Source organism: Streptomyces sp. NL15-2K, assembly GCF_030551255.1.
GTDB lineage: Bacteria > Actinomycetota > Actinomycetes > Streptomycetales > Streptomycetaceae > Streptomyces.
The window spans coordinates 2339426-2358064 of sequence record NZ_CP130630.1; the positions used below are offsets into that span (position 1 = coordinate 2339426).

Below are 18639 nucleotides of genomic sequence, written 5' to 3' on the forward strand. Positions count from 1 at the left end.
ATGTCCACCACCCTCTCCCGAGTCCGCGCCGCCTACGCCCGCGTCGAGGCCACAGGCCGCCCCGAGATCTGGATCGACCTGCGCCCGCAGTCGGAGGTGGAGGCCGAGGCCCGCGCGATCGACGCCCGCGTGGCGCTGGGCGAACCACTCCCCCTCGCGGGCCGCCTGGTCGCCGCCAAGGGCAACATCGACGTGGCCGGTCTGCCCACCACCGCGGGCTGCCCGTCGTACGCCTACCACCCGGAGGCAGACGCGCCGGTGGTCGCCCGTCTCCGGGCCGCCGGGGCGATCGTCCTCGGCACCACGAACCTGGACCAGTTCGCGACTGGCCTGGTGGGCACGCGTTCCCCCTACGGCGCCGTCCGGAACGCCCACGACCCCTCCCGCATCAGCGGCGGCTCCAGCTCCGGCTCGGCCGTCGCCGTGGCGCTGGGCATCGTCGACCTCGCCCTCGGCACCGACACGGCGGGCTCCGGCCGGGTCCCGGCCGCCTTCAACGGCATCGTCGGCCTGAAGCCCACCCGCGGCCTCGTCCCCACGACGGGCGTCGTCCCGGCGTGCGCCTCCCTCGACTGCGTGACGGTCTTCGCCCGCACCCTCCCGGAGGCCGAGCAGGCACTGGCATACATGGCGTCCCCGCCCGACCGGGACCTCCCGCCGCTTCCCCAGCGCGCACCGGGCCCATGGCGTGTAGCGGTCCCGGCACGGGAACAGCTCGGCGAACTGGACGAGGGCTGGGCCGAGGCGTACGAGGCGGCGGTGGCCCAGCTGATCGCCTCCGGCGCTTCGGTCCGCACCCTCGACCTCACGCCCTTCACGGAGGCGGCCGCGATGCTCTACCAGGGCGCGTTCGTCGCCGAGCGCTACACAGCGGTGGGTGCCTTTGTCGACAAGGAGGCAGCAGCAGGCGGCGCCGACCTCGACCCCACCGTCGCCGGCATCATCACCCGCGCCCGCGACATCCCGGCCCACCAGCTCTACGCCGACACCGAACGCCTGGCCGCCCTGCGCACCCGCGCCCTGGCCGAACTGGCCGACGCGGACGCCCTGCTGCTGCCCACGGCTCCCGGCCACCCCACCCTGGCCGACGTGGCCGCGGACCCCCTGGGCGCCAACGCCCGCCTGGGCCGCTTCACCAACTCCACCAACCTCTTCGACCTCGCCGCGGTCGCCGTCCCGTCCGGCGAGGTGAACGGCCTGCCCTTCGGCGTGATGCTGATCGGCCCGGCGTTCACGGACGACCGCCTGGCCCGGATCGCCGCACTGCTCCAGCCGGAGACCCGCCTGGCGGTGGTCGGCGCCCACCTCACGGGCCAGCCGCTCAACCCACAGCTGCTCGCCCTGGGCGCCCGCCTCGACCACACGACCACGACGGCCTCGGTCTACCGCCTGCACGCCCTGCCGACCGACCCGCCGAAGCCGGGTCTGGTCCATGTCGGCGAGGGCGGGGCGCCTGTAGAGACGGAGGTCTGGCGCCTCCCGGCGGATGGCCTCGGCCGCCTACTGACCGCACTCCCCCGCCCGATGACGCTGGGCAGGGTGGAACTGGCGGACGGCACGAGCGTCCCAGGGTTCCTGTGCGAGCCGACGGCTCTCACGAACGCGGAGGACATCACCGCGTATGGAGGCTGGCGGTCGTACTTGAACGCTGAGTAGGGACAGGGCCGCCAAGGGGCGCGGGGCTGAGTCGATATGCGGCTCCGCCGCGTGGGCGCGACCAGCCACACACCACCCGCACCCGCCACCGAACCGTCACCCCACCGACGAGTAGGCCACAACCCCCCGCAGCAACTGATCAACCGCCTTACGCGCCGCCTTGGCCACGGTCGAGCCCTCGGCAGCAGAAGCGGCCGAGATCTGCCCCAGCACATCAATCACCTGCTTGCACCACCGCACAAAGTCCCCCGCCGGCATCTCCACCTCGCGCAAGACCTCGTCGAGCCCCTTCCCGGACGCCCACATGTACGCGGCCCAGGCAAACCCGAGATCCGGCTCCCGCTGCCCGACCCCCTCGGTCTGACTGATCCGGAAGTCCTCCTCCAGCGCATCCAGCCGGCCCCAGATCCGCACCATCTCACCCAGCGCGGCTTTCGCCTTCCCCGAAGGCAACTTCGGCGCCATCGCATCGTCGCTCAGCCGCGCCTCGTACACCAACGCCGAGACGCACCCGGCGAGTTCAGCAGGCCCAAGCCCTTCCCAGACGCCCGCGCGCAGACACTCACTCGCCAGCAGGTCCAGCTCGCCGTACAGCCGCGCGAGCCGCTTGCCGTGTTCCGTCACCTCGTCGCCGCGCAGATAGTCCAGCTCGGTCAGCAGCGCCACGATCCGGTCAAACGTACGAGCGATGGTGTTGGTGCGCCCCTCGATGCGCCGCTCCAGCTGCGAGGTGTCCCGCAGCAGCCGGTGGTAGCGCTCGGCCCAACGGGCGTGATCCTCACGGTCGTCGCAGCCGTGGCACGGATGCGCCCGGATCGCCGTGCGCAGCCGGGCGATCTCCCGGTCGTCGGCGGCCTGGGACCGCTTCCTGCGGGCCCGCTCCGGCGGAACGTGCCCGGCCTTGGTGCGCAGGGCGGACGCGAGGTCCCGACGGGACTGCGGCGACCGGGGGTTGAAGGACTTCGGGATCCGCATCCGCTCGAGCGGTTCGACGGGCACGGGGAAGTCCATCGACGCGAGCCGTTTGACCTGCCGCTCCGCCGTGAGCACCAGCGGACGCGGACCGTCGTGGGCCTCGAACCCGCGGTGGCCGTTGGACCGCCCGGCCGGCAGGCCCGGATCCAGCACCAGCGCCAGACCCGCGTACTTGCCGGTCGGCACATGAATGACATCCCCGGGCTTGAGCTTCTCCAGCGCCACAGCGGCCTCGGCCCGCCGCTGCGCCGCGCCCTGCCGGGCCAGCTCGGTCTCGCGGTCCTTGAGCTCGCGGCGCAGCCGCGCGTACTCGTCGAAGTCGCCGAGGTGGCAGGTCATGGAGGCCTTGTAGCCCTCCAGCCCCTCCTCGTTGCGCTGCACCTGCCGCGAGATCCCGACGACCGACTTGTCGGCCTGGAACTGCGCGAACGACGTCTCCAGCAGCTCCCGCGAGCGGTGCCGCCCGAACTGCTCGACGAGATTGACCGCCATGTTGTACGACGGCTTGAAGCTGGAGCGCAGCGGATAGGTGCGCGTCCCGGCCAGTCCCGCGAGGTGCTCGGGGCTCATCCCCCGCTGCCACAGCACCACCGCGTGGCCCTCGATGTCGATTCCGCGCCGGCCCGCACGCCCCGTCAGCTGCGTGTACTCGCCGGGGGTGATGTCGGCGTGCTGCTCGCCGTTCCACTTGACGAGCTTCTCCAACACCACCGAGCGCGCGGGCATGTTGATGCCCAGCGCGAGCGTCTCGGTCGCGAACACGGCCTTGACCAGGCCGCGTACGAACAACTCCTCGACGACCTCCTTGAACGTCGGCAGCATGCCCGCGTGGTGGGCGGCGATACCGCGCTCCAGGCCTTCCAGCCATTCGTAGTACCCGAGGACGTGCAGGTCCTCGGACGGTATGGACGCAGTGCGCTCCTCGACGAGGGCGCGCACCTGTTCCCGCGCTTCTTCGTCATTGAGTCTCAGCCCCGCGTACAGGCACTGCTGTACGGCGGCCTCGCAGGCGGCGCGGCTGAAGATGAACGTGATGGCGGGCAGCAGGCCCTCGGCGTCGAGCCGCTCGATGACCTCGGGCCGGCCGGGCGTCCACACGCGGGAGCGCTGCCGCCGTTCCCGCTCGCGGTCGGCCTCGCGCATCGCGCGGCCGCGCCTGCGGTCCTGGAACGACGGCCGGGTCGCCTCCATCCGGGCCAGCCGCGAGAGATCGGGGTTGACGGCCTTCTTGTGGCCCTCGCCCTCCTCGAACAGGTCGTACATCCGGCGTCCGGCGAGCACGTGCTGGAACAGCGGCACGGGCCGGTGCTCGGAGACGATCACCTCGGTGTCGCCTCGGACGGTGTCGAGCCAGTCGCCGAACTCCTCGGCGTTCGACACGGTGGCCGACAGCGAGACGAGGGTGACGGACTCGGGGAGGTGGATGATCACCTCTTCCCAGACCGCTCCGCGGAAGCGGTCGGAGAGGTAGTGCACCTCGTCCATGACCACGTACCCGAGGCCGAGGAGGGTCTGGGAGCCCGCGTAGAGCATGTTCCGCAGCACTTCTGTGGTCATCACGACCACCGGGGCGTCGGAGTTGACGCTGTTGTCGCCGGTGAGCAGGCCCACCTTCGCCGTGCCGTACCTGCGGCACAGGTCGGCATACTTCTGGTTCGACAGTGCCTTGATGGGTGTCGTGTAGAAGCACTTCTTGCCCTGCTGGAGGGCGAGGTGGACGGCGAACTCGCCGACGATCGTCTTGCCGGAGCCGGTGGGGGCGGCCACCAGGACGCCCTTGCCCGCCTCGAGTGCCTGGCAGGCCTCGATCTGGAAGGGGTCGAGGCCGAAGTCGTACATCTCGCGGAATGAGGCGAGCGCGGTGGCCTGCTCGACAGCGCGCCTACGTGCTGCCGCGTACCGCTCGGCCGGTGAGAGATCCTCTGTCATCGTGCTTTCGAGCGTACCGGGCCCCACTGACAACGGGACGATCATTATCCGGATCCGCATTCCCCGAACCGGGGATCCACGTGTATACGACACGCGGCCGAGTGCGCCACGCGGGCGCCCCGGCCGCGGGGGCTGTACAGGTGGGGGAATCCTCAGGTCACGTCGTCGTAGCCGTTGACCCGTTCCGTGGTCGCCTGCTCGGGCAGGGCACGGCTGGCGCTGACGGTCTCGACCGCCTCCACCTCGCCGATGTCCTCTGGCGTGAGGTCCAGCTCGGAGGCCTCGTCGTCGTCGGGGCCCAGCGCCTCGCGGCGGCGCCTGCGCCGGTCGTTGACCAGCGAGAAGACGACCGCGCCGAAGTACAGGATCCAGATCGGTCCGGCCAGCGCCAGCATGGTCAGCGGGTCGGTGCTCGGCGTCGCGACCGCCGCGAACACTGTGATGCCCATGATCATGCCGCGCCACCAGCCGAGCATCCGCTTGCCGGTGATCGCCCCGGTGAGGTTGAGGAAGACCAGCAGCAGGGGCAGTTCGAAGGAGAGGCCGAAGACGAGCACCATGCGCGTGACGAGGTCGAGCAGGTCGTCCAGCGGCAGGAGGTTGGAGGTGTTGCCCGGCGTGAAGTCGAGCAGCACCTTCGCCGTGGTGGGCAGCACCGAGTAGGCGAAGTAGGCGCCGCCGATGAAGAGCGGGGCACCCGTGCCGACGAACGCGTAGGCGTACTTCTTCTCGTGCCGGTGGAGTCCGGGCGCCACGAAGGCCCACAGCTGGTAGAGCCACACCGGCGAGGCCAGGACGACGCCGACCATCAACGACACCTTCAGCGCCAGCGTGAACGGCGTGAGCAGACCGTTGATGGTGATCTGGGCACACGGCTCGGTGGACCTGGACTTCGCCAGTTCCGCGAAGGTCATGTCACAGCCGACCGAGTCGAGGATCGGCTTGGTGATCAAGTTGATGATGTCGTTGTAGAAGAAGGCGGCGACAACCGTCACGGCGACAATGGCCAGCAGCGCCTTCGCGAGCCGGTTGCGGAGCTCACGAAGGTGCTCCGCGAGGGGCATCCGCCCCTCGGGATCCTTCTCCTGCTGGCGGGCAGACTTCAGCAACCCACGTTCCCATCTCGTGCGGCGGGCCGGAGGTCACCGGCCCTGCGTCAGCGCTTCGTGGTGTCCGTCGGCTCGGTGACCGGGCGCGAGCTCGTCACGTCGCCGGGGGCGGCCTGGATCGTGCGCTGAGCCGGGGGCTGCTGGTCGTCGTGCGGCGGGGCCGCGGGAGCGGACGCGTTGTCCTGGCCCTCGGTCTTCATCGCCTTGGCCTCACTCTTGAGGATGCGCGCGGACTTGCCGAGCGAACGCGCCATGTCCGGAAGCTTCTTCGCGCCGAACAGCAGGATGATGACGACGAGGATGAGAATGATCTCGGGGGCGCCGAGCCTTCCGAACATAAGTCTTTACCTTCTCACCGAGGCGGCTGGGGTGGGGTGCTGTCCGATCGGTCGGACATATGTCCGATCGGCCGTGCTGGCAGCGATCGTAACGCTCAGGGGTAAACGTGTGGCAATCCCTGTGCATACTCCCGGTCCGCGGTCCGGGCCTCGTTCTCCGGGCCGCGACCAGCAGCGTACCTGGCGCAACCGGCAAGGTGACAGGGCGAAGTGGCCCAAAGCGCATCACGTCCAGGACTCACAAGCCCCGGAGAGCGGGTCTCAGAGCGAGTCCACAGCACGCGCCGCACTCATGGACGCGCGCTCCAAGTCCTCGGCGGCGCGGTTGATGCGCTGCGCGGAATCCGTGACCTGCCTGCCCAGACGCTGCGCCTCCAGGAAGACCCGTACGGCGAGCACACCGAGAACGGCGAGACCCAGGAAACCCACAGCTACCGCGAACATCGGCCAGAACATGACGCCGAGCCTAGACCGTCCGGCAGGTCAGCCAGTGCTGGAGGTCGTGCTAGACGGTCGAGTGCAGCCGCAGCGTGCTGACCCCGCCCCCGGTGAGCAGCTCGACGATCCGCTCGCCGGCGGGCTTTCGGACGGCCGCCCCGCAGTCGGGGCAGGTGAAGGAGTAGAAGGTGGTACGGCTCGTGGCGCCGATGACGAGGCGCAGGGCGCTCGCGGCGAGCTCGAAACGTCCCCGGCAGTCCGGGCAGCCCGCCCGGAACACCACGGGAGCCACACTCTTCATCCCGGCGAACGCGGCGGCCACCGTCATCCCCCGCACACCAGACGTCGACGACTCGCTCAAAGCCCCTGCTCCTCTGTTCCTGGTCGTTCGCCTCCGGGGCGCCACAGCCGGAGTCGAAGGGACGGCGCTCAGCCCCTCGGCACCGACGCGTCCCTGCGGCTCACTCGCGCCTGTCGTACGGCCTGTCGGACTGTCCGTCCTGCCCCGCGAGCACGCTGTGCGCGCCCGCTGCCTCGACCCCGTCGTACGCCGCCAGCGCCTCGCGAGCCGCCTCACGGGCGCTGTCGGCGAGGTCGCGAGGTGAGACGATCCGGCCGTCGCGCCCGAGCCGCAGCGCCAGCCGCCTGAGCGACGCCGGATCCGGGGTGCGCAAGGTGATACGCAGTCCGCCGTCCGGGAGCTCATCCGCGCTGTCGTGCGGGTAGTACTCGGCCACCCAGCGCCCGCCCGGACCGACCTCGACCACGACCACGGGGTCCTCGGCCGCGGGCTGCACCAGCCCCTCCGACAGGTCCCTGAGCTCGAGCTCGGGCGGCGCGGACGGCTCGTCGAGGATCTTGATCTCGGCGACCCGGTCGAGCCGGAAGGTGCGCCGCGCCTCGGAGCGGCGGCACCAGGCCTCGACATAGGTGTGGCCGACGCTGACCAGCCGGATGGGGTCGATCTCGCGCTCGGTGACCTCGTCGCGGGCAGGCGAGTAGTAGCGGATCCACAGGCGGCGCCGCTCGGCGATCGCCCGGTCGACGTCCGCGAAGACGCCGCCCTCGGACTCGAAGGTCACGGACAGCCGCGAGCTGGCACCCGCCTGCTCGCCTGCCGCGGCTTCCACCTTGGCGGTGGCCCGCAGCAGCGCCTGCCGGTCGCTCTCACGCAGGCCGGGCAGCGTCGACACCGCCCGGGCGGCCACCAGCAGCGCGGTGGCCTCGTCGGCGGCGAGCCTCAGCGGCTCCGCGACATCGTCGGGGTTGTGCCACCAGATGCGCTCGCCGTCGGTGTCGATGTCGAGCAGATCGCCGCCGCGGAAGCTGGTGCCGCACATGGGCAGCACGTCGAGGTCGGAGACCAGCTCGTCCTCGGTGATCCCGAAGGCGCGGGCGACGTCCTCGACCCGGGCGCCGGGGCGCTCCTTCAGATAGGTCACCAGGGAGAGCATCCGCCGGGTCTGGTCGATGGCGTTCGTCGGCCGAGCAGGTTTTCCGACCACTTTCCTACGTCCCCCTCAGCCCTTGGCCACGGCACGCAGCCGGTCCACCACGTCGGCCCGCAGCTCGGCGGGTTCCAGGACCACTACGTCCGGCCCGAACTCCACCAGCCAGGCGTCCAGACCGTGGCCGTACGGAATCTCCAACTCGTCCCAGCCGTCGCCCAGTTCCCGCACGGAGGTGGCCTTCGCCCGCAGGGGGTAACCCGCGCCCGTACGCAGCCGGATCACCGCGGAGCGGTCGGCGGTCTCGCCCGCCCAGCTCGCGACGGTCTCCCGCACGGTGACGACATCCGGAACCGGGGCGGTGAACCGGGTTCCGCGCGTGCGCACCTTGCCGGTGATCCGGGACAGCCGGAACACCCGCTCGGCGCCCCGGTCGCGGTCGAAGCACGCGAGGTACCAGTGACCGCGCCAGCACTCGAGCGCCCACGGTTCGACGTGCCGGGGCTCGGGGCGGGCGGCGGTGGCCTTGCGGTACTCGAAGACGACCGGGCGGCGGTCGCGGCAGGCCAGCATCAGCGGTTCGAACGCCGCCTCGTGCACCGGGATGCGCGGCTCCAGGGCGCCATGCGGCTCATAGGGGTCGACGCCCTCGGGCAGCCCGGCCGCGCGCAGTTTCTGCAGGGCGCCGCTGGCCGCTCCGGCGAGCCGCGCCTGCTGCCACACCTTGGCGGCCAGCCCCAGGGCGGCGGCCTCCTCGGCGTCGAGGGTGATGGGCGGCAGGCGGTTGCTGTCGCGGCGGGCGAGGTAGCCGACCTCGCCGTCCAGGTTCTCCACGGTCTCGATCACGAGTCCGAGCTCGCGCAGATCGTCCTTGTCCCGCTCGAACATCCGGTTGAAGGAGTCGTCGGAGCCGGCTTCCAGGTAGGCCTCGATGGACTCACGCAGCTCGCGCTTGCTGAGCGGCCGCCGCGTCCCGAGCAGACACAGCGCCAGGTTCATCAGCCGCTCGGCCTTGGCAATGGCCATCGACGCCCTTCGCCTCCCTATGGTGCTTGATGACGTTGACCGTACCGCCCCCAAGTGGCGTGGCAAAAGCCGAGGGCCCATGCCCGGACAGGCATGGGCCCCAGGTGGTCGAGACCGGTCGTACGGCGATCAGACCCCGAGGAGGTCGACCACGAAGATCAGGGTCTCGCCGGGCTTGATCGCCGGGGTCGGGCTCTGGTTGCCGTAGGCGAGGTGGGCCGGGACGGTCAGCTGGCGGCGGCCGCCGACCTTCATGCCCTGCACGCCCTGGTCCCAGCCCTTGATGACCCGGCCGGCGCCCAGCGGGAAACGGAAGGGGGTTCCGCGGTTCCAGCTGGCGTCGAACTCCTCGCCGGTGCTGAAGGCGACGCCCACGTAGTGGACGGTGACGGTCTGACCCGCCTGCGCCACGGCGCCGTCGCCCTCCCAGATGTCCTTGATCTCGAGGTCCGCCGGGGGCTCGCCGCCCGGGAAGTCGATCTCGGGCTTGTCGATGCTCACGTCTTACGCTCCTGCTTGTCCGCGGAAAGGCAACAGGGACCAGTCTTGCATCCCGGCATTGTCACCGCGCGCCCGCGCCCGCGCCCGGGGGCGTCACATCTTCGCCAGGATGTCCACCGAGAAGACCAGCGTGGAGTCCTTCTTGATGCCGCTGCCGGCCGGCGGCTTGTCGCCGTACCCGAGGTCCGGCGGGATGACGATCAGCACACGGCTGCCGACCTTCTTGCCGGTCAGGCCCTGCGCCCAGCCCTTGACGACCTGCTGGAGCGAGAACGACGTCAGCGCGTTCCGGCTGTACGTCGAGTCGAACTCCTTGCCGGTGTCCCACAGCACGCCCTTGTACTGCACGAGCACGGTGCTGTCCGCGGCGACCTCGTCGCCGTCGCCCTCGATGACGTAGTTCGCCACCAGCTTCGTCGGCGCGTCCGCCTTGGGGATCTCGATGGAGGGCGCCTTGCCGTCGGTGTTGGTGCCGACCTTCGGCACGTCGGCGGCGTCCTGGGCGACCTCCGTGCCCTTGGCCGAGCTCTTCCCGTTGAACGTTTCCTGCACATCGATGACGAAGACCAGCGTGTCGGTGCCCTTGACGCCCGCCTGCGGATTGCCCTGCGGGCCATAACCCCAGGTGGGCGGCACGGCGAGCTCGACCCGGCTGCCGGTCTTCTTCCCCGCCAGGCCGTACCGCCAGCCGTCGAAGATGCTGCCCGCGGCGAGCTGGATGAGCACCGGCGTCTTGCGGTCGTAGGAGTTGTCGAAGACCTTCGCCGTGTCCCAGACCTGGCCGAGGTAGTGCGCCTGGATGTAGTCGTTCTCCGCGACCGTCTTGCCGCTGCCCGCGACGAGTGTCTTCACCGCCAGCTGCTTCGACGGGGCGCCGCTGCCCTTGGCCACCGTCGGCTTCTCGCCGAACTTCGTGCCCGCGGTGATCGCCGGGAGCGGGCCGTCGACGATCTTCGGGGGCGGCGGCGCCGACTGGGCCGGCGCCGAGGGTGAGGGCGACGCGCTGTCGCTCGCCTTACTCGAGTCGGACCCGTCGTCGCCGCATGCGGCGAGCGTCGTCAGTCCAGCGGGTACGGCAATGAGAAGTGAGCGTCGGCGCACTGTGGGGGCCTCGTAATCAGTCGATCTTGTTGGTGGAGTGCGCGCAACTCTACGGCGTGAGAAGGGCGCCGTACGGGAAACGTACGGCGCCCGTGTTGCGTTCCGGCAGTTCTTGCGGAACGCGTTGCTCACATTCCGGCGATCAGCTTCTCCACCCGGTCGTCCACGGAACGGAACGGGTCCTTGCACAACACTGTGCGCTGTGCCTGGTCATTGAGCTTGAGGTGGACCCAGTCGACCGTGAAGTCACGGCGCTGTTCCTGCGCCCGCCGGATGAAGTCGCCGCGCAGCCGCGCCCGAGTGGTCTGCGGCGGAACCGACTTGCCCTCGAAGATCTTCAAGTCGTTGCAGATCCGGGCTGCTTGACCTTTCTTCTCCAGCAGGTAGTACAGGCCGCGACGGCGGTGGATGTCGTGGTAGGCGAGGTCTATCTGCGCCACCCTCGGGTGGGACATGGTCATGTTGTGCTTGGCCCGGTACCGCTCGATGAGCTTGTACTTCATCACCCAGTCGATCTCGGTGCCGATCCGGTCGAGGTCCTCGGCCTCGATCGCGTCCAATGTGCGGCCCCACAGCTCCAGGACCTGCTCCACGGTGCCGGTGCGGATGCCGCGGCGCTCGCAGAAGTCCACGGCCTTCTCGTAGTACTCGCGCTGCACCTCCAGCGCGGAGGCCTCCCGGCCGCTGGCCAGGCGCACCTTGCGGCGGCCGGTGATGTCGTGGCTGACCTCGCGGATCGCCCGGATCGGGTTCTCCAGGGTCAGGTCCCGCATCACCGTGCCCGCCTCGATCATGCGCAGCACCAGGTCGGTGGCGCCGACCTTGAGCAGCATGGTCGTCTCGGACATGTTCGAGTCGCCCACGATGACGTGCAGGCGGCGGTAGCGTTCGGCGTCCGCGTGCGGCTCGTCGCGCGTGTTGATGATCGGCCGGGAACGGGTCGTCGCCGAGGAGACGCCCTCCCAGATGTGCTCGGCGCGCTGGCTGACGCAGTAGACGGCACCTCGCGGAGTCTGCAGGACCTTGCCCGCGCCGCACAGCAGCTGACGCGTGACGAGGAACGGAATGAGGATGTCCGCGAGCCGGGAGAACTCGCCGTGCCGTGCCACCAGATAGTTCTCGTGACACCCGTACGAGTTGCCCGCCGAGTCGGTGTTGTTCTTGAAGAGGTAGACGTCGCCCGCGATTCCTTCCTCGTGCAGGCGTCGTTCTGCGTCTACCAGGAGTCCTTCCAGAATGCGTTCGCCGGCCTTGTCGTGGGTGACCAGTTCGGTCACGTTGTCACATTCGGGTGTCGCGTATTCCGGATGTGAGCCCACGTCGAGATAGAGGCGGGCGCCGTTGCGCAGAAAGACATTGCTGCTGCGGCCCCATGACACGACACGGCGGAAGAGGTACCGCGCCACCTCGTCAGGAGACAGGCGGCGCTGTCCCCTGAACGTGCACGTGACGCCGTACTCGTTCTCCAGCCCGAAAATGCGGCGGTCCATGAGTGAACATTACGCCCGATCCCCCGAGCTGAAACGAGGTTCGACGGCACGGTTTGGATCATTTTCCGATGAAGCCGCAACAACCGCTCCCCCACCGGAAGCTGCGAGGACCCGCCCCGTGGCCAGCAGAACCAGCAGCGACACGCCCCCCGCGGCGCCCGGCACGGCGAAGCCCCACAGGGCGCCGCCGGCATCGACGACCGGTCCCGCCAGCCCGGTTCCGACGGAGTGGCCCACTGTGAACGTCGTCACAAGCCAGGAGAACGCCTCGGTGACCGTCCCCCGCGGCGCGTGCCGGTCGACCAGGACGAAGGCACAGGCGATGGCGGGCGCGAGGAAGACGCCCGCGAGGACCGTCAGCAACGTCATGGCCACGGCCCCGGGCATCAGCATCAGCGGCAGGTAACACACCGCCAGAAAAGCCACCAGGACCTGCAGTCGCCTCGCGGGCTCGCCGGTCCACTGCCGTGCCCCGTAGAACGTGCCGCCGACGAGCGCGCCCAGCCCCAGGGCCGCCATCAGCCAGCCGTACACCACGTCGCCGCCGTTGTCGTCCGCGTACGGCACGGACGCCACCGTGATCGAGCCGAGCGCGATGCCGACGAACAGGAACGCGCCGAGAAGCGCGAGGAGTCCGGGCGACCTGAGCGCACCGAGCCAGTGCGCCTCCCGCGGCGCCGAGCGCCACGCGCGCGAGGGGGGCGACACGACCACGGAGAGCGCTCCCAGCACCCCGATCACATTCAGGACCAGCAGCGCCGCCTGCGCCGACCACAGCGACACGCACAGCGTCACCAGCAGGGGCCCGACGGCGAACATGACTTCCTGCGCTATGGCGTCCATGGCGTACGCCGTGTGCACCTGCCCCTCCTTACGGAGGACGGAGGGCCACAGCGCCCGCAGACCGCCCTCCAGGGGCGGCGTGAAGAGTCCGGCGGCCGCCACGGCGGCGTAGGAGAGCGGCAGCGGCTCGACGCCCGTGAAGGCGAAGGCGGCCATCGCGAGGGCCGACACCACCACCGCCGGCAGCTGGACACGCGGCTGCCCGTGGAGATCCACGAGCCGCCCGAGCACCGGCTGCCCCATGGCATTGGCCACACCGTAGACGGCCGCGAGCGCCCCGGCCAGGCTGTACGAGCCTCCCTCCGCGCGCACGAACAGCACGATCGCGATCGCGGCGGTGGCGTTCGGCAGCCGGCCGATCAGCGTGCCGACGAGCAGCCGGGCGGCGTGCCTCGCCCTGAGGATCTCCAGATATCCCGCGGCCATGTCCCGCCCTCTCCGTCGCCGTGGCCCATGAGGTTGTACGTATAACGCCTGCTGCCATACGTACCATGTGCGCTGTTCACACGTCCAGACGAAAGCGCAGGCACCCGGTGGCCCGAGCCAGCACCCGCCCCACGAGCCGCGACGTCGCCCAGGCCGCCGGCGTCTCCCAGGCCGCGGTCTCCCTGGTGCTCGGCGACAAATGGCGCGGACGGGTGTCGCAGGCCACCGCGGAACGCGTACGCGAAGCCGCCCGCGAACTCGGCTACCGCCCCAACCTCGCCGCCCGCAACCTCCGCCTCGGCCGCACCCGCACGGTCCTCCTCGTCGTCCCCGCCCTCACGACCGAGTTCTTCGCGGGCGTCTACACCGGCGCCGCCCGCGTCGCCGCCGAACACGGCTTCGGCGTCGTCCTCTACCCCTCCCCCGAGGGCATCGGACCCGCCCGCGACCCCTTCGCCTCCGCCCAGGCAGCCCTGGACGGCGTCATCGCCTCCTCCATGGCCGCCGACGCCCTCACCGCCATCCGCGGCGACCAGCTGCCGCTCGTCATGCTGGACAGCGACCCCTCCGGAAGCCTCGGCGCGGCGACCGTCAACCTGGACATCACCGACGGCGTACGACAGGTCGCCGAGCACCTCCTCGGCCTCGGCCACCGCCACTTCCTGCACCTCGCCGCCGACATCGCGTCCTGGACCTTCGAGGTACGCGCCCGCGAACTGGCCAACCGGGTCGGCGCCGTCCCCGGCACCTCCATCCGCACAGCCCACGCGCCGATCACCATCGAGGACGCCCTGACCGCCGCCGGGGCCGCGCTCTCGGCCCCCGGCCCACGACCCACCGCCCTGGTCTGTGACGACGACAAACTCGCGGCCGGCGCCTACAAGGCCGTCCGCCGCCTCGGCCTGCGCATCCCCGACGACATCTCAGTCACCGGCCTCGACGACCTCGCCCTGGCCACCGCCATCGACCCGGAGCTGACCACCGTACGGCTGGACGCGGAGCTCTTCGGCGAACGCGGCATGCAAGCCCTGCTGGCCGTCCTGGAGGGCCGCACGCCCGAGGCCGGGGACATTCCCGTCGAACTCGTCGTACGGGGCTCCACGGCCCCGCCGAGCGCCTCCTGAACCACCGGTGCCCCGGCCGAGCGACCGGCCGGGGCACACAAAGGGTGAGACGTTACGGGACTACTCCTCTTCGGAGCCCTCGGACTCCTCGGAACTCTCCGCCTCGGTCGTCGCTCCACCGCTCTCCAGCAACCGGGCGAGCTGACGGCCGACGATGCGCTTGAACTTGCGCAACTGCGGACGCGTACGGTCCAGCACCGCGACCTCCAGGCGCTCCGCGGGGATCTCCCGCTCACTGCCGTTCGTGTCGCGCGACAGGGCCTGGACAGCCAGCTTGAGCGCCGCCGCCAGGCTCATGCCGTCCTGGTGCCGCTGATCCAGATAACTGCTGATCTGCTCCGCGTTGCCACCCACCGCGACCGAGCCGTGCTCGTCCACGATCGAGCCGTCATGCGGCAGCCGATAGAGCTGATCACCCTCGGGCGTCTCACCGACCTCCGCGACGACCAGCTCCACCTCATACGGCTTCTCGGCCGCACTGGAGAAGATCGTGCCCAGCGTCTGGGCATAGACGTTGGCCAGACCACGGGCGGTCACGTCATCGCGGTCATAGGTGTAACCACGAAGATCGGCATACCGCACACCGCCGATCCGCAGATTCTCGTACTCGTTGTACTTGCCGGCGGCCGCGAAGCCGATCCGGTCGTAGATCTCGCTGAACTTGTGCAGCGCACGGGACGGGTTCTCGCCGACGAAGACGATGCCGTCGGCATACTGCAGCACGACCAGGCTGCGGCCACGAGCGATGCCCTTACGGGCGTACTCCGCCCGGTCGGCCATCTGCTGCTGGGGTGAGACATAGAACGGCGTCGACACCGGTTATCCGTCCCTTTCTGTCGAAGTCACTGGATCACCTTGCTAAGACGGGATCGCCGACTACAGCAGCGCGGCCCGCGGACCGTCGGGCTGCTCCAGGCGACGCTCCAGGATCGAACGGGCGATCTCGGAGGACTCCTCCTCGGTGAGCCGACGGAAGCCGTCCTCGGTGATCACGGTGACGATCGGGTAGATCCGGCGCGCGACATCGGGACCACCGGTCGCCGAGTCGTCGTCTGCCGCGTCGTACAGGGCCTGCACCACGAGCATCGTGGCATCGGCCTCGGACAGGTCGTCACGGAAGAGCTTCTTCATGGCACCGCGCGCGAAGATCGACCCGGAGCCCGTGGCCGCGAAGTGGTGCTCCTCGGAACGGCCACCCGTGACGTCGTAGGAGAAAATCCGCCCCTTGTCGCGGTCCACGTCGTACCCGGCGAAGAGCGGGACCACGGCCAGACCCTGCATGGCCATGGCCAGGTTGGAACGGATCATGGTCGACAGGCGGTTCGCCTTGCCCTCCAGGGAGAGCTGCGCCCCTTCGACCTTCTCGAAGTGCTCCAGCTCCAGCTGGAAGAGCTTGACCATCTCGACGGCCAGACCCGCGGTGCCGGCGATACCCACGGCCGAGTACTCGTCGGCCGGGAACACCTTCTCGATGTCACGCTGAGCAATGACGTTACCCATAGTGGCGCGCCGGTCACCGGCGAGCACCACCCCGCCCGGAAAAGTGACGGCCACGATCGTCGTCCCGTGCGGCGCCTCGATCACACCCTGCGTGGGGGGGAGCTGCCGGTTGCCGGGCAGTATCTCCGGCTGGTGCTCGGACAGGAAGTCCATGAAGGACGACGACCCAGGCGTCAGGAAGGCAGCTGGTAGACGCCCGGTGCTACGAGTGTTGGCTTCCACGCGATTCCTTCCACGTAAGCAGCAGCCCGCCTTATCACGTCGGGCCGATCCTTGAACTGCCCCAGTGCGGCGTTGCAGCTGAAGCACAGTACGCCTCGGACCCTACCCGTGTTGTGGCAGTGATCCACATGTGCGGCCGGGGCCGCCAAACATATGCAGCAGACGCCCGCTTGAGAAGAGATCAACTCGTCGCGTTCGGCTTCGGTGATGCCGTACTGGCGCTTCAGGTGATCGGCACGCCCTTTGTTGGCCCTGCACACCTTGCAACTCGTCGAGAGGCCGTCGGAAGCAGTCGCGTTGCGGTGCCACTCGCTGTGAGGCTTGATCTCACCGCAGCTACGACAGAACTTGTGCCCTTCGGGCGTCTGCACCCGCGGCCGGACGTTCTTCCCCTTGGCCAGCTGCCTGGCCTGGTGGTACTCGGCCCAGCATTCCCGGCAGTAGGCCTGCAGCCCATCACGGGCCGCCTTGTTGCTGGCGAACGCCGCCCGCGGCTTGCACTCCTTGCACCGCGAGCAGCGCTTCACCGTCTGCTCTTCTTGCACTCACAGCCCCCGACTCGCAACCTTCAATTCGAAGGTCAAGTGACCTACTGGCCACCCTTCTGAACGAATGAGCGCACGAAATCCTCTGCATTCTCCTCGAGGACATCGTCAATCTCGTCCAGCACCGAGTCCACGTCGTCGCTCAGCTTCTCCTGCCGCTCCTTGAGGTCCTCCGATGCCTGCGCCTCGGGTGCCTCCTCGACCTCTTCGGTGTTGCGCGTCGCCTTCTGCTGTCCGCCGCCGGTGTCCTTGGTCGCCATAACCCTCACCCCGCTCGGTTCGACGTTCTTGATCAGACCCTACAAGCAGGGTCCGACATCGGCCCCGCAGTTCCCTCAACGTCCGGGGACCATCTCGATGATTCCCGGACGGCGAGGATTCCACCCTGTGGGACCGAGTCGGCCCCGAGTACCCCCTCAGCCGCCCGACAGCACCCTGACCAGGTCTTCCGCCGTGCGGCAGCGGTCCAGGAGCTCCTTGACGTGATTACGCGTTCCGCGAAGCGGTTCCAAGGTTGGAACGCGCTGCAGGGAGTCACGGCCCGGCAGGTCGAAGATCACGGAGTCCCAGGAGGCCGCGGCGACGTCGTCGGCGTACTGCTCCAGGCAGCGTCCGCGGAAGTACGCGCGCGTGTCCTCAGGCGGCTTCGTACGCGCCCGCTCGACCTCTTGGTCGTCCAGCAGGCGCTTCATCCGGCCACGGGCCGCCAGACGGTTGTAGAGGCCCTTCTCGGGGCGTACGTCGGCGTACTGGAGGTCGACCAGGTGGAGCCTGGCCGCGTCCCAGTCGAGGCTGTCGCGGCGCCGGTAGCCCTCCATGAGCTCCCGCTTGGCGACCCAGTCCAGCTCGCCGGCCAGGCTCATCGGGTCCCGCTCCAGGCGGTTGAGGGTGTCCTCCCAGCGCGCCAGGATGTCCTTGGTCTGGTCGTCGGCGTCCGCGCCGTACCGCTCCTCGACGTACTTGCGGGACAGCTCGAAGTACTCCATCTGCAGCTGGACCGCGGTGAGTGTCCGGCCGCTGCGGAGCGTGACCTGGCGCTTGAGTGTCGGGTCGTGGGAGACCTGGTGGAGGGTGCGGACCGGCTGGTCGACGGCCAGGTCGACGGCGATGAAGCCGTCCTCGATCATGGACAGGACCAGGGCGGTAGTGCCCAGCTTGAGGTACGTCGAGATCTCCGAGAGGTTCGCGTCGCCGATGATCACGTGCAGGCGGCGGTACTTCTCGGCGTCGGCGTGCGGCTCGTCGCGGGTGTTGATGATCGGACGCTTGAGGGTGGTCTCGAGGCCGACCTCGACCTCGAAGTAGTCGGCGCGCTGGCTGAGCTGGAAACCGTGCTCGTGCCCGTCCTGGCCGATGCCGACGCGGCCCGCTCCGGCGAAGACCTGGCGGGAGACGAAGAACGGCGTGAGGTGGCGCACGATGTCCGAGAAGGGGGTTTCCCGCTTCATCAGGTAGTTCTCGTGCGTGCCGTAGGACGCGCCCTTGTTGTCGGTGTTGTTCTTGTAGAGGTGGATCGGCTGGGCCCCGGGCAGCTGAGCGGCCCGCTCCGCCGCCTCGGCCATGATCCGCTCGCCGGCCTTGTCCCACAGGACGGCGTCGCGCGGATTGGTGACCTCGGGTGCGCTGTACTCGGGGTGTGCGTGGTCGACGTAGAGCCGCGCACCGTTGGTGAGGATCACGTTGGCGAGGCCGATGTCCTCGTCGGTGAGCTGGCTGGCGTCGGCGGCCTCGCGGGCGAGGTCGAAGCCTCGGGCGTCCCGCAGCGGATTCTCCTCCTCGAAGTCCCAGCGGGCCCGGCGGGCCCGGTGCATCGCCGCCGCGTAGGCGTTGACGATCTGGGACGAGGTGAGCATGGCATTGGCGTTCGGGTGGCCGGGGACGGAGATCCCGTACTCCGTCTCGATGCCCATTACTCGCCGTACGGTCATGCGGCCCTCCTTGCCCGGCGGCGCCCTCGGTCGGGGGCGC

Annotated in this window: 18 protein-coding genes; 2 read left to right on the plus strand and 16 right to left on the minus strand. The window is 69.6% G+C overall.

Annotation, left to right across the window (positions count from 1 at the left end; all coding sequences use genetic code 11):
• On the plus strand, positions 1–1656 hold the full coding sequence (gene atzF, locus Q4V64_RS10010; protein WP_124443897.1) for an allophanate hydrolase: 1656 nt from the start codon (positions 1–3) through the stop codon (positions 1654–1656).
• A 96-nt stretch (positions 1657–1752) separates the two neighbouring features.
• Here the strand turns inward: atzF and Q4V64_RS10015 are convergent, their stop codons facing one another.
• The 11 genes from Q4V64_RS10015 to Q4V64_RS10065 all read right to left on the minus strand — a co-directional run bounded on the left by Q4V64_RS10015 (position 1753) and on the right by Q4V64_RS10065 (position 13280).
• Complete coding sequence (locus Q4V64_RS10015) at positions 1753–4605, minus strand: DEAD/DEAH box helicase (RefSeq protein ID WP_124443896.1); 2853 nt, start codon at positions 4603–4605, stop codon at positions 1753–1755.
• A 107-nt stretch (positions 4606–4712) separates the two neighbouring features.
• Entirely contained in the window at positions 4713–5669 is a 957-nt protein-coding gene (gene tatC, locus Q4V64_RS10020) for a twin-arginine translocase subunit TatC (protein WP_124443661.1), read from the minus strand.
• A gap of 47 nt (positions 5670–5716) precedes the next feature.
• Positions 5717–6007, minus strand: a complete 291-nt coding sequence (gene tatA / locus Q4V64_RS10025; RefSeq protein ID WP_124443660.1) for a Sec-independent protein translocase subunit TatA — start codon at positions 6005–6007, stop codon at positions 5717–5719.
• Positions 6008–6268: 261 nt separating this feature from the next.
• Positions 6269–6463, minus strand: a complete 195-nt coding sequence (locus tag Q4V64_RS10030; RefSeq protein ID WP_124443659.1) for a hypothetical protein — start codon at positions 6461–6463, stop codon at positions 6269–6271.
• A 49-nt stretch (positions 6464–6512) separates the two neighbouring features.
• Positions 6513–6806 (minus strand): hypothetical protein, encoded by a 294-nt coding sequence (locus tag Q4V64_RS10035; RefSeq protein WP_124443658.1) that lies wholly within the window; start codon positions 6804–6806, stop codon positions 6513–6515.
• 100 nt (positions 6807–6906) lie between these two features.
• Complete coding sequence (locus tag Q4V64_RS10040; RefSeq protein ID WP_124443657.1) at positions 6907–7950, minus strand: WYL domain-containing protein; 1044 nt, start codon at positions 7948–7950, stop codon at positions 6907–6909.
• A gap of 15 nt (positions 7951–7965) precedes the next feature.
• Entirely contained in the window at positions 7966–8919 is a 954-nt protein-coding gene (locus Q4V64_RS10045) for a WYL domain-containing protein (protein ID WP_124443656.1), read from the minus strand.
• Between the two features lie 129 nt (positions 8920–9048).
• Entirely contained in the window at positions 9049–9420 is a 372-nt protein-coding gene (locus Q4V64_RS10050) for an FKBP-type peptidyl-prolyl cis-trans isomerase (RefSeq protein WP_124443655.1), read from the minus strand.
• Positions 9421–9513: 93 nt separating this feature from the next.
• On the minus strand, positions 9514–10521 hold the full coding sequence (locus Q4V64_RS10055) for an FKBP-type peptidyl-prolyl cis-trans isomerase (protein ID WP_124443654.1): 1008 nt from the start codon (positions 10519–10521) through the stop codon (positions 9514–9516).
• 128 nt (positions 10522–10649) lie between these two features.
• Positions 10650–12011, minus strand: a complete 1362-nt coding sequence (pafA, locus tag Q4V64_RS10060; RefSeq protein WP_028801611.1) for a Pup--protein ligase — start codon at positions 12009–12011, stop codon at positions 10650–10652.
• Positions 12012–12020: 9 nt separating this feature from the next.
• Positions 12021–13280, minus strand: coding sequence for an MFS transporter (locus tag Q4V64_RS10065; RefSeq protein ID WP_124443653.1), 1260 nt, complete (start codon positions 13278–13280; stop codon positions 12021–12023).
• Between the two features lie 107 nt (positions 13281–13387).
• Here Q4V64_RS10065 and Q4V64_RS10070 point away from each other — a divergent pair, with 107 nt between their 5' ends.
• Positions 13388–14404, plus strand: coding sequence for a LacI family DNA-binding transcriptional regulator (locus Q4V64_RS10070; protein ID WP_124443652.1), 1017 nt, complete (start codon positions 13388–13390; stop codon positions 14402–14404).
• A gap of 60 nt (positions 14405–14464) precedes the next feature.
• On the opposite strand, the gene prcA is transcribed toward Q4V64_RS10070, so the two are convergent.
• The 5 genes from prcA to dop form a co-directional block, all read right to left on the minus strand.
• Positions 14465–15220: a proteasome subunit alpha gene (prcA, locus tag Q4V64_RS10075; protein WP_124443651.1), complete on the minus strand. Its 756-nt coding sequence runs from the start codon at positions 15218–15220 to the stop codon at positions 14465–14467.
• 60 nt (positions 15221–15280) lie between these two features.
• The gene (gene prcB / locus Q4V64_RS10080) at positions 15281–16126 is read right to left on the minus strand and encodes a proteasome subunit beta (RefSeq protein ID WP_124443650.1); all 846 of its coding nucleotides are present in this window, start codon (positions 16124–16126) and stop codon (positions 15281–15283) included.
• Entirely contained in the window at positions 16078–16671 is a 594-nt protein-coding gene (locus Q4V64_RS10085; protein ID WP_124443649.1) for an endonuclease VII domain-containing protein, read from the minus strand. Before Q4V64_RS10085 ends, prcB begins: the two co-directional genes overlap by 49 nt.
• A 44-nt stretch (positions 16672–16715) precedes the next feature.
• Positions 16716–16931 carry a ubiquitin-like protein Pup gene (locus tag Q4V64_RS10090; protein WP_030038375.1) on the minus strand — a complete coding sequence of 72 codons (216 nt, stop codon included), beginning with the start codon at positions 16929–16931 and terminating at the stop codon, positions 16716–16718.
• Between the two features lie 156 nt (positions 16932–17087).
• Positions 17088–18599 (minus strand): depupylase/deamidase Dop, encoded by a 1512-nt coding sequence (gene dop, locus Q4V64_RS10095; protein WP_303709744.1) that lies wholly within the window; start codon positions 18597–18599, stop codon positions 17088–17090.
• Positions 18600–18639: the final 40 nt, after the last annotated feature.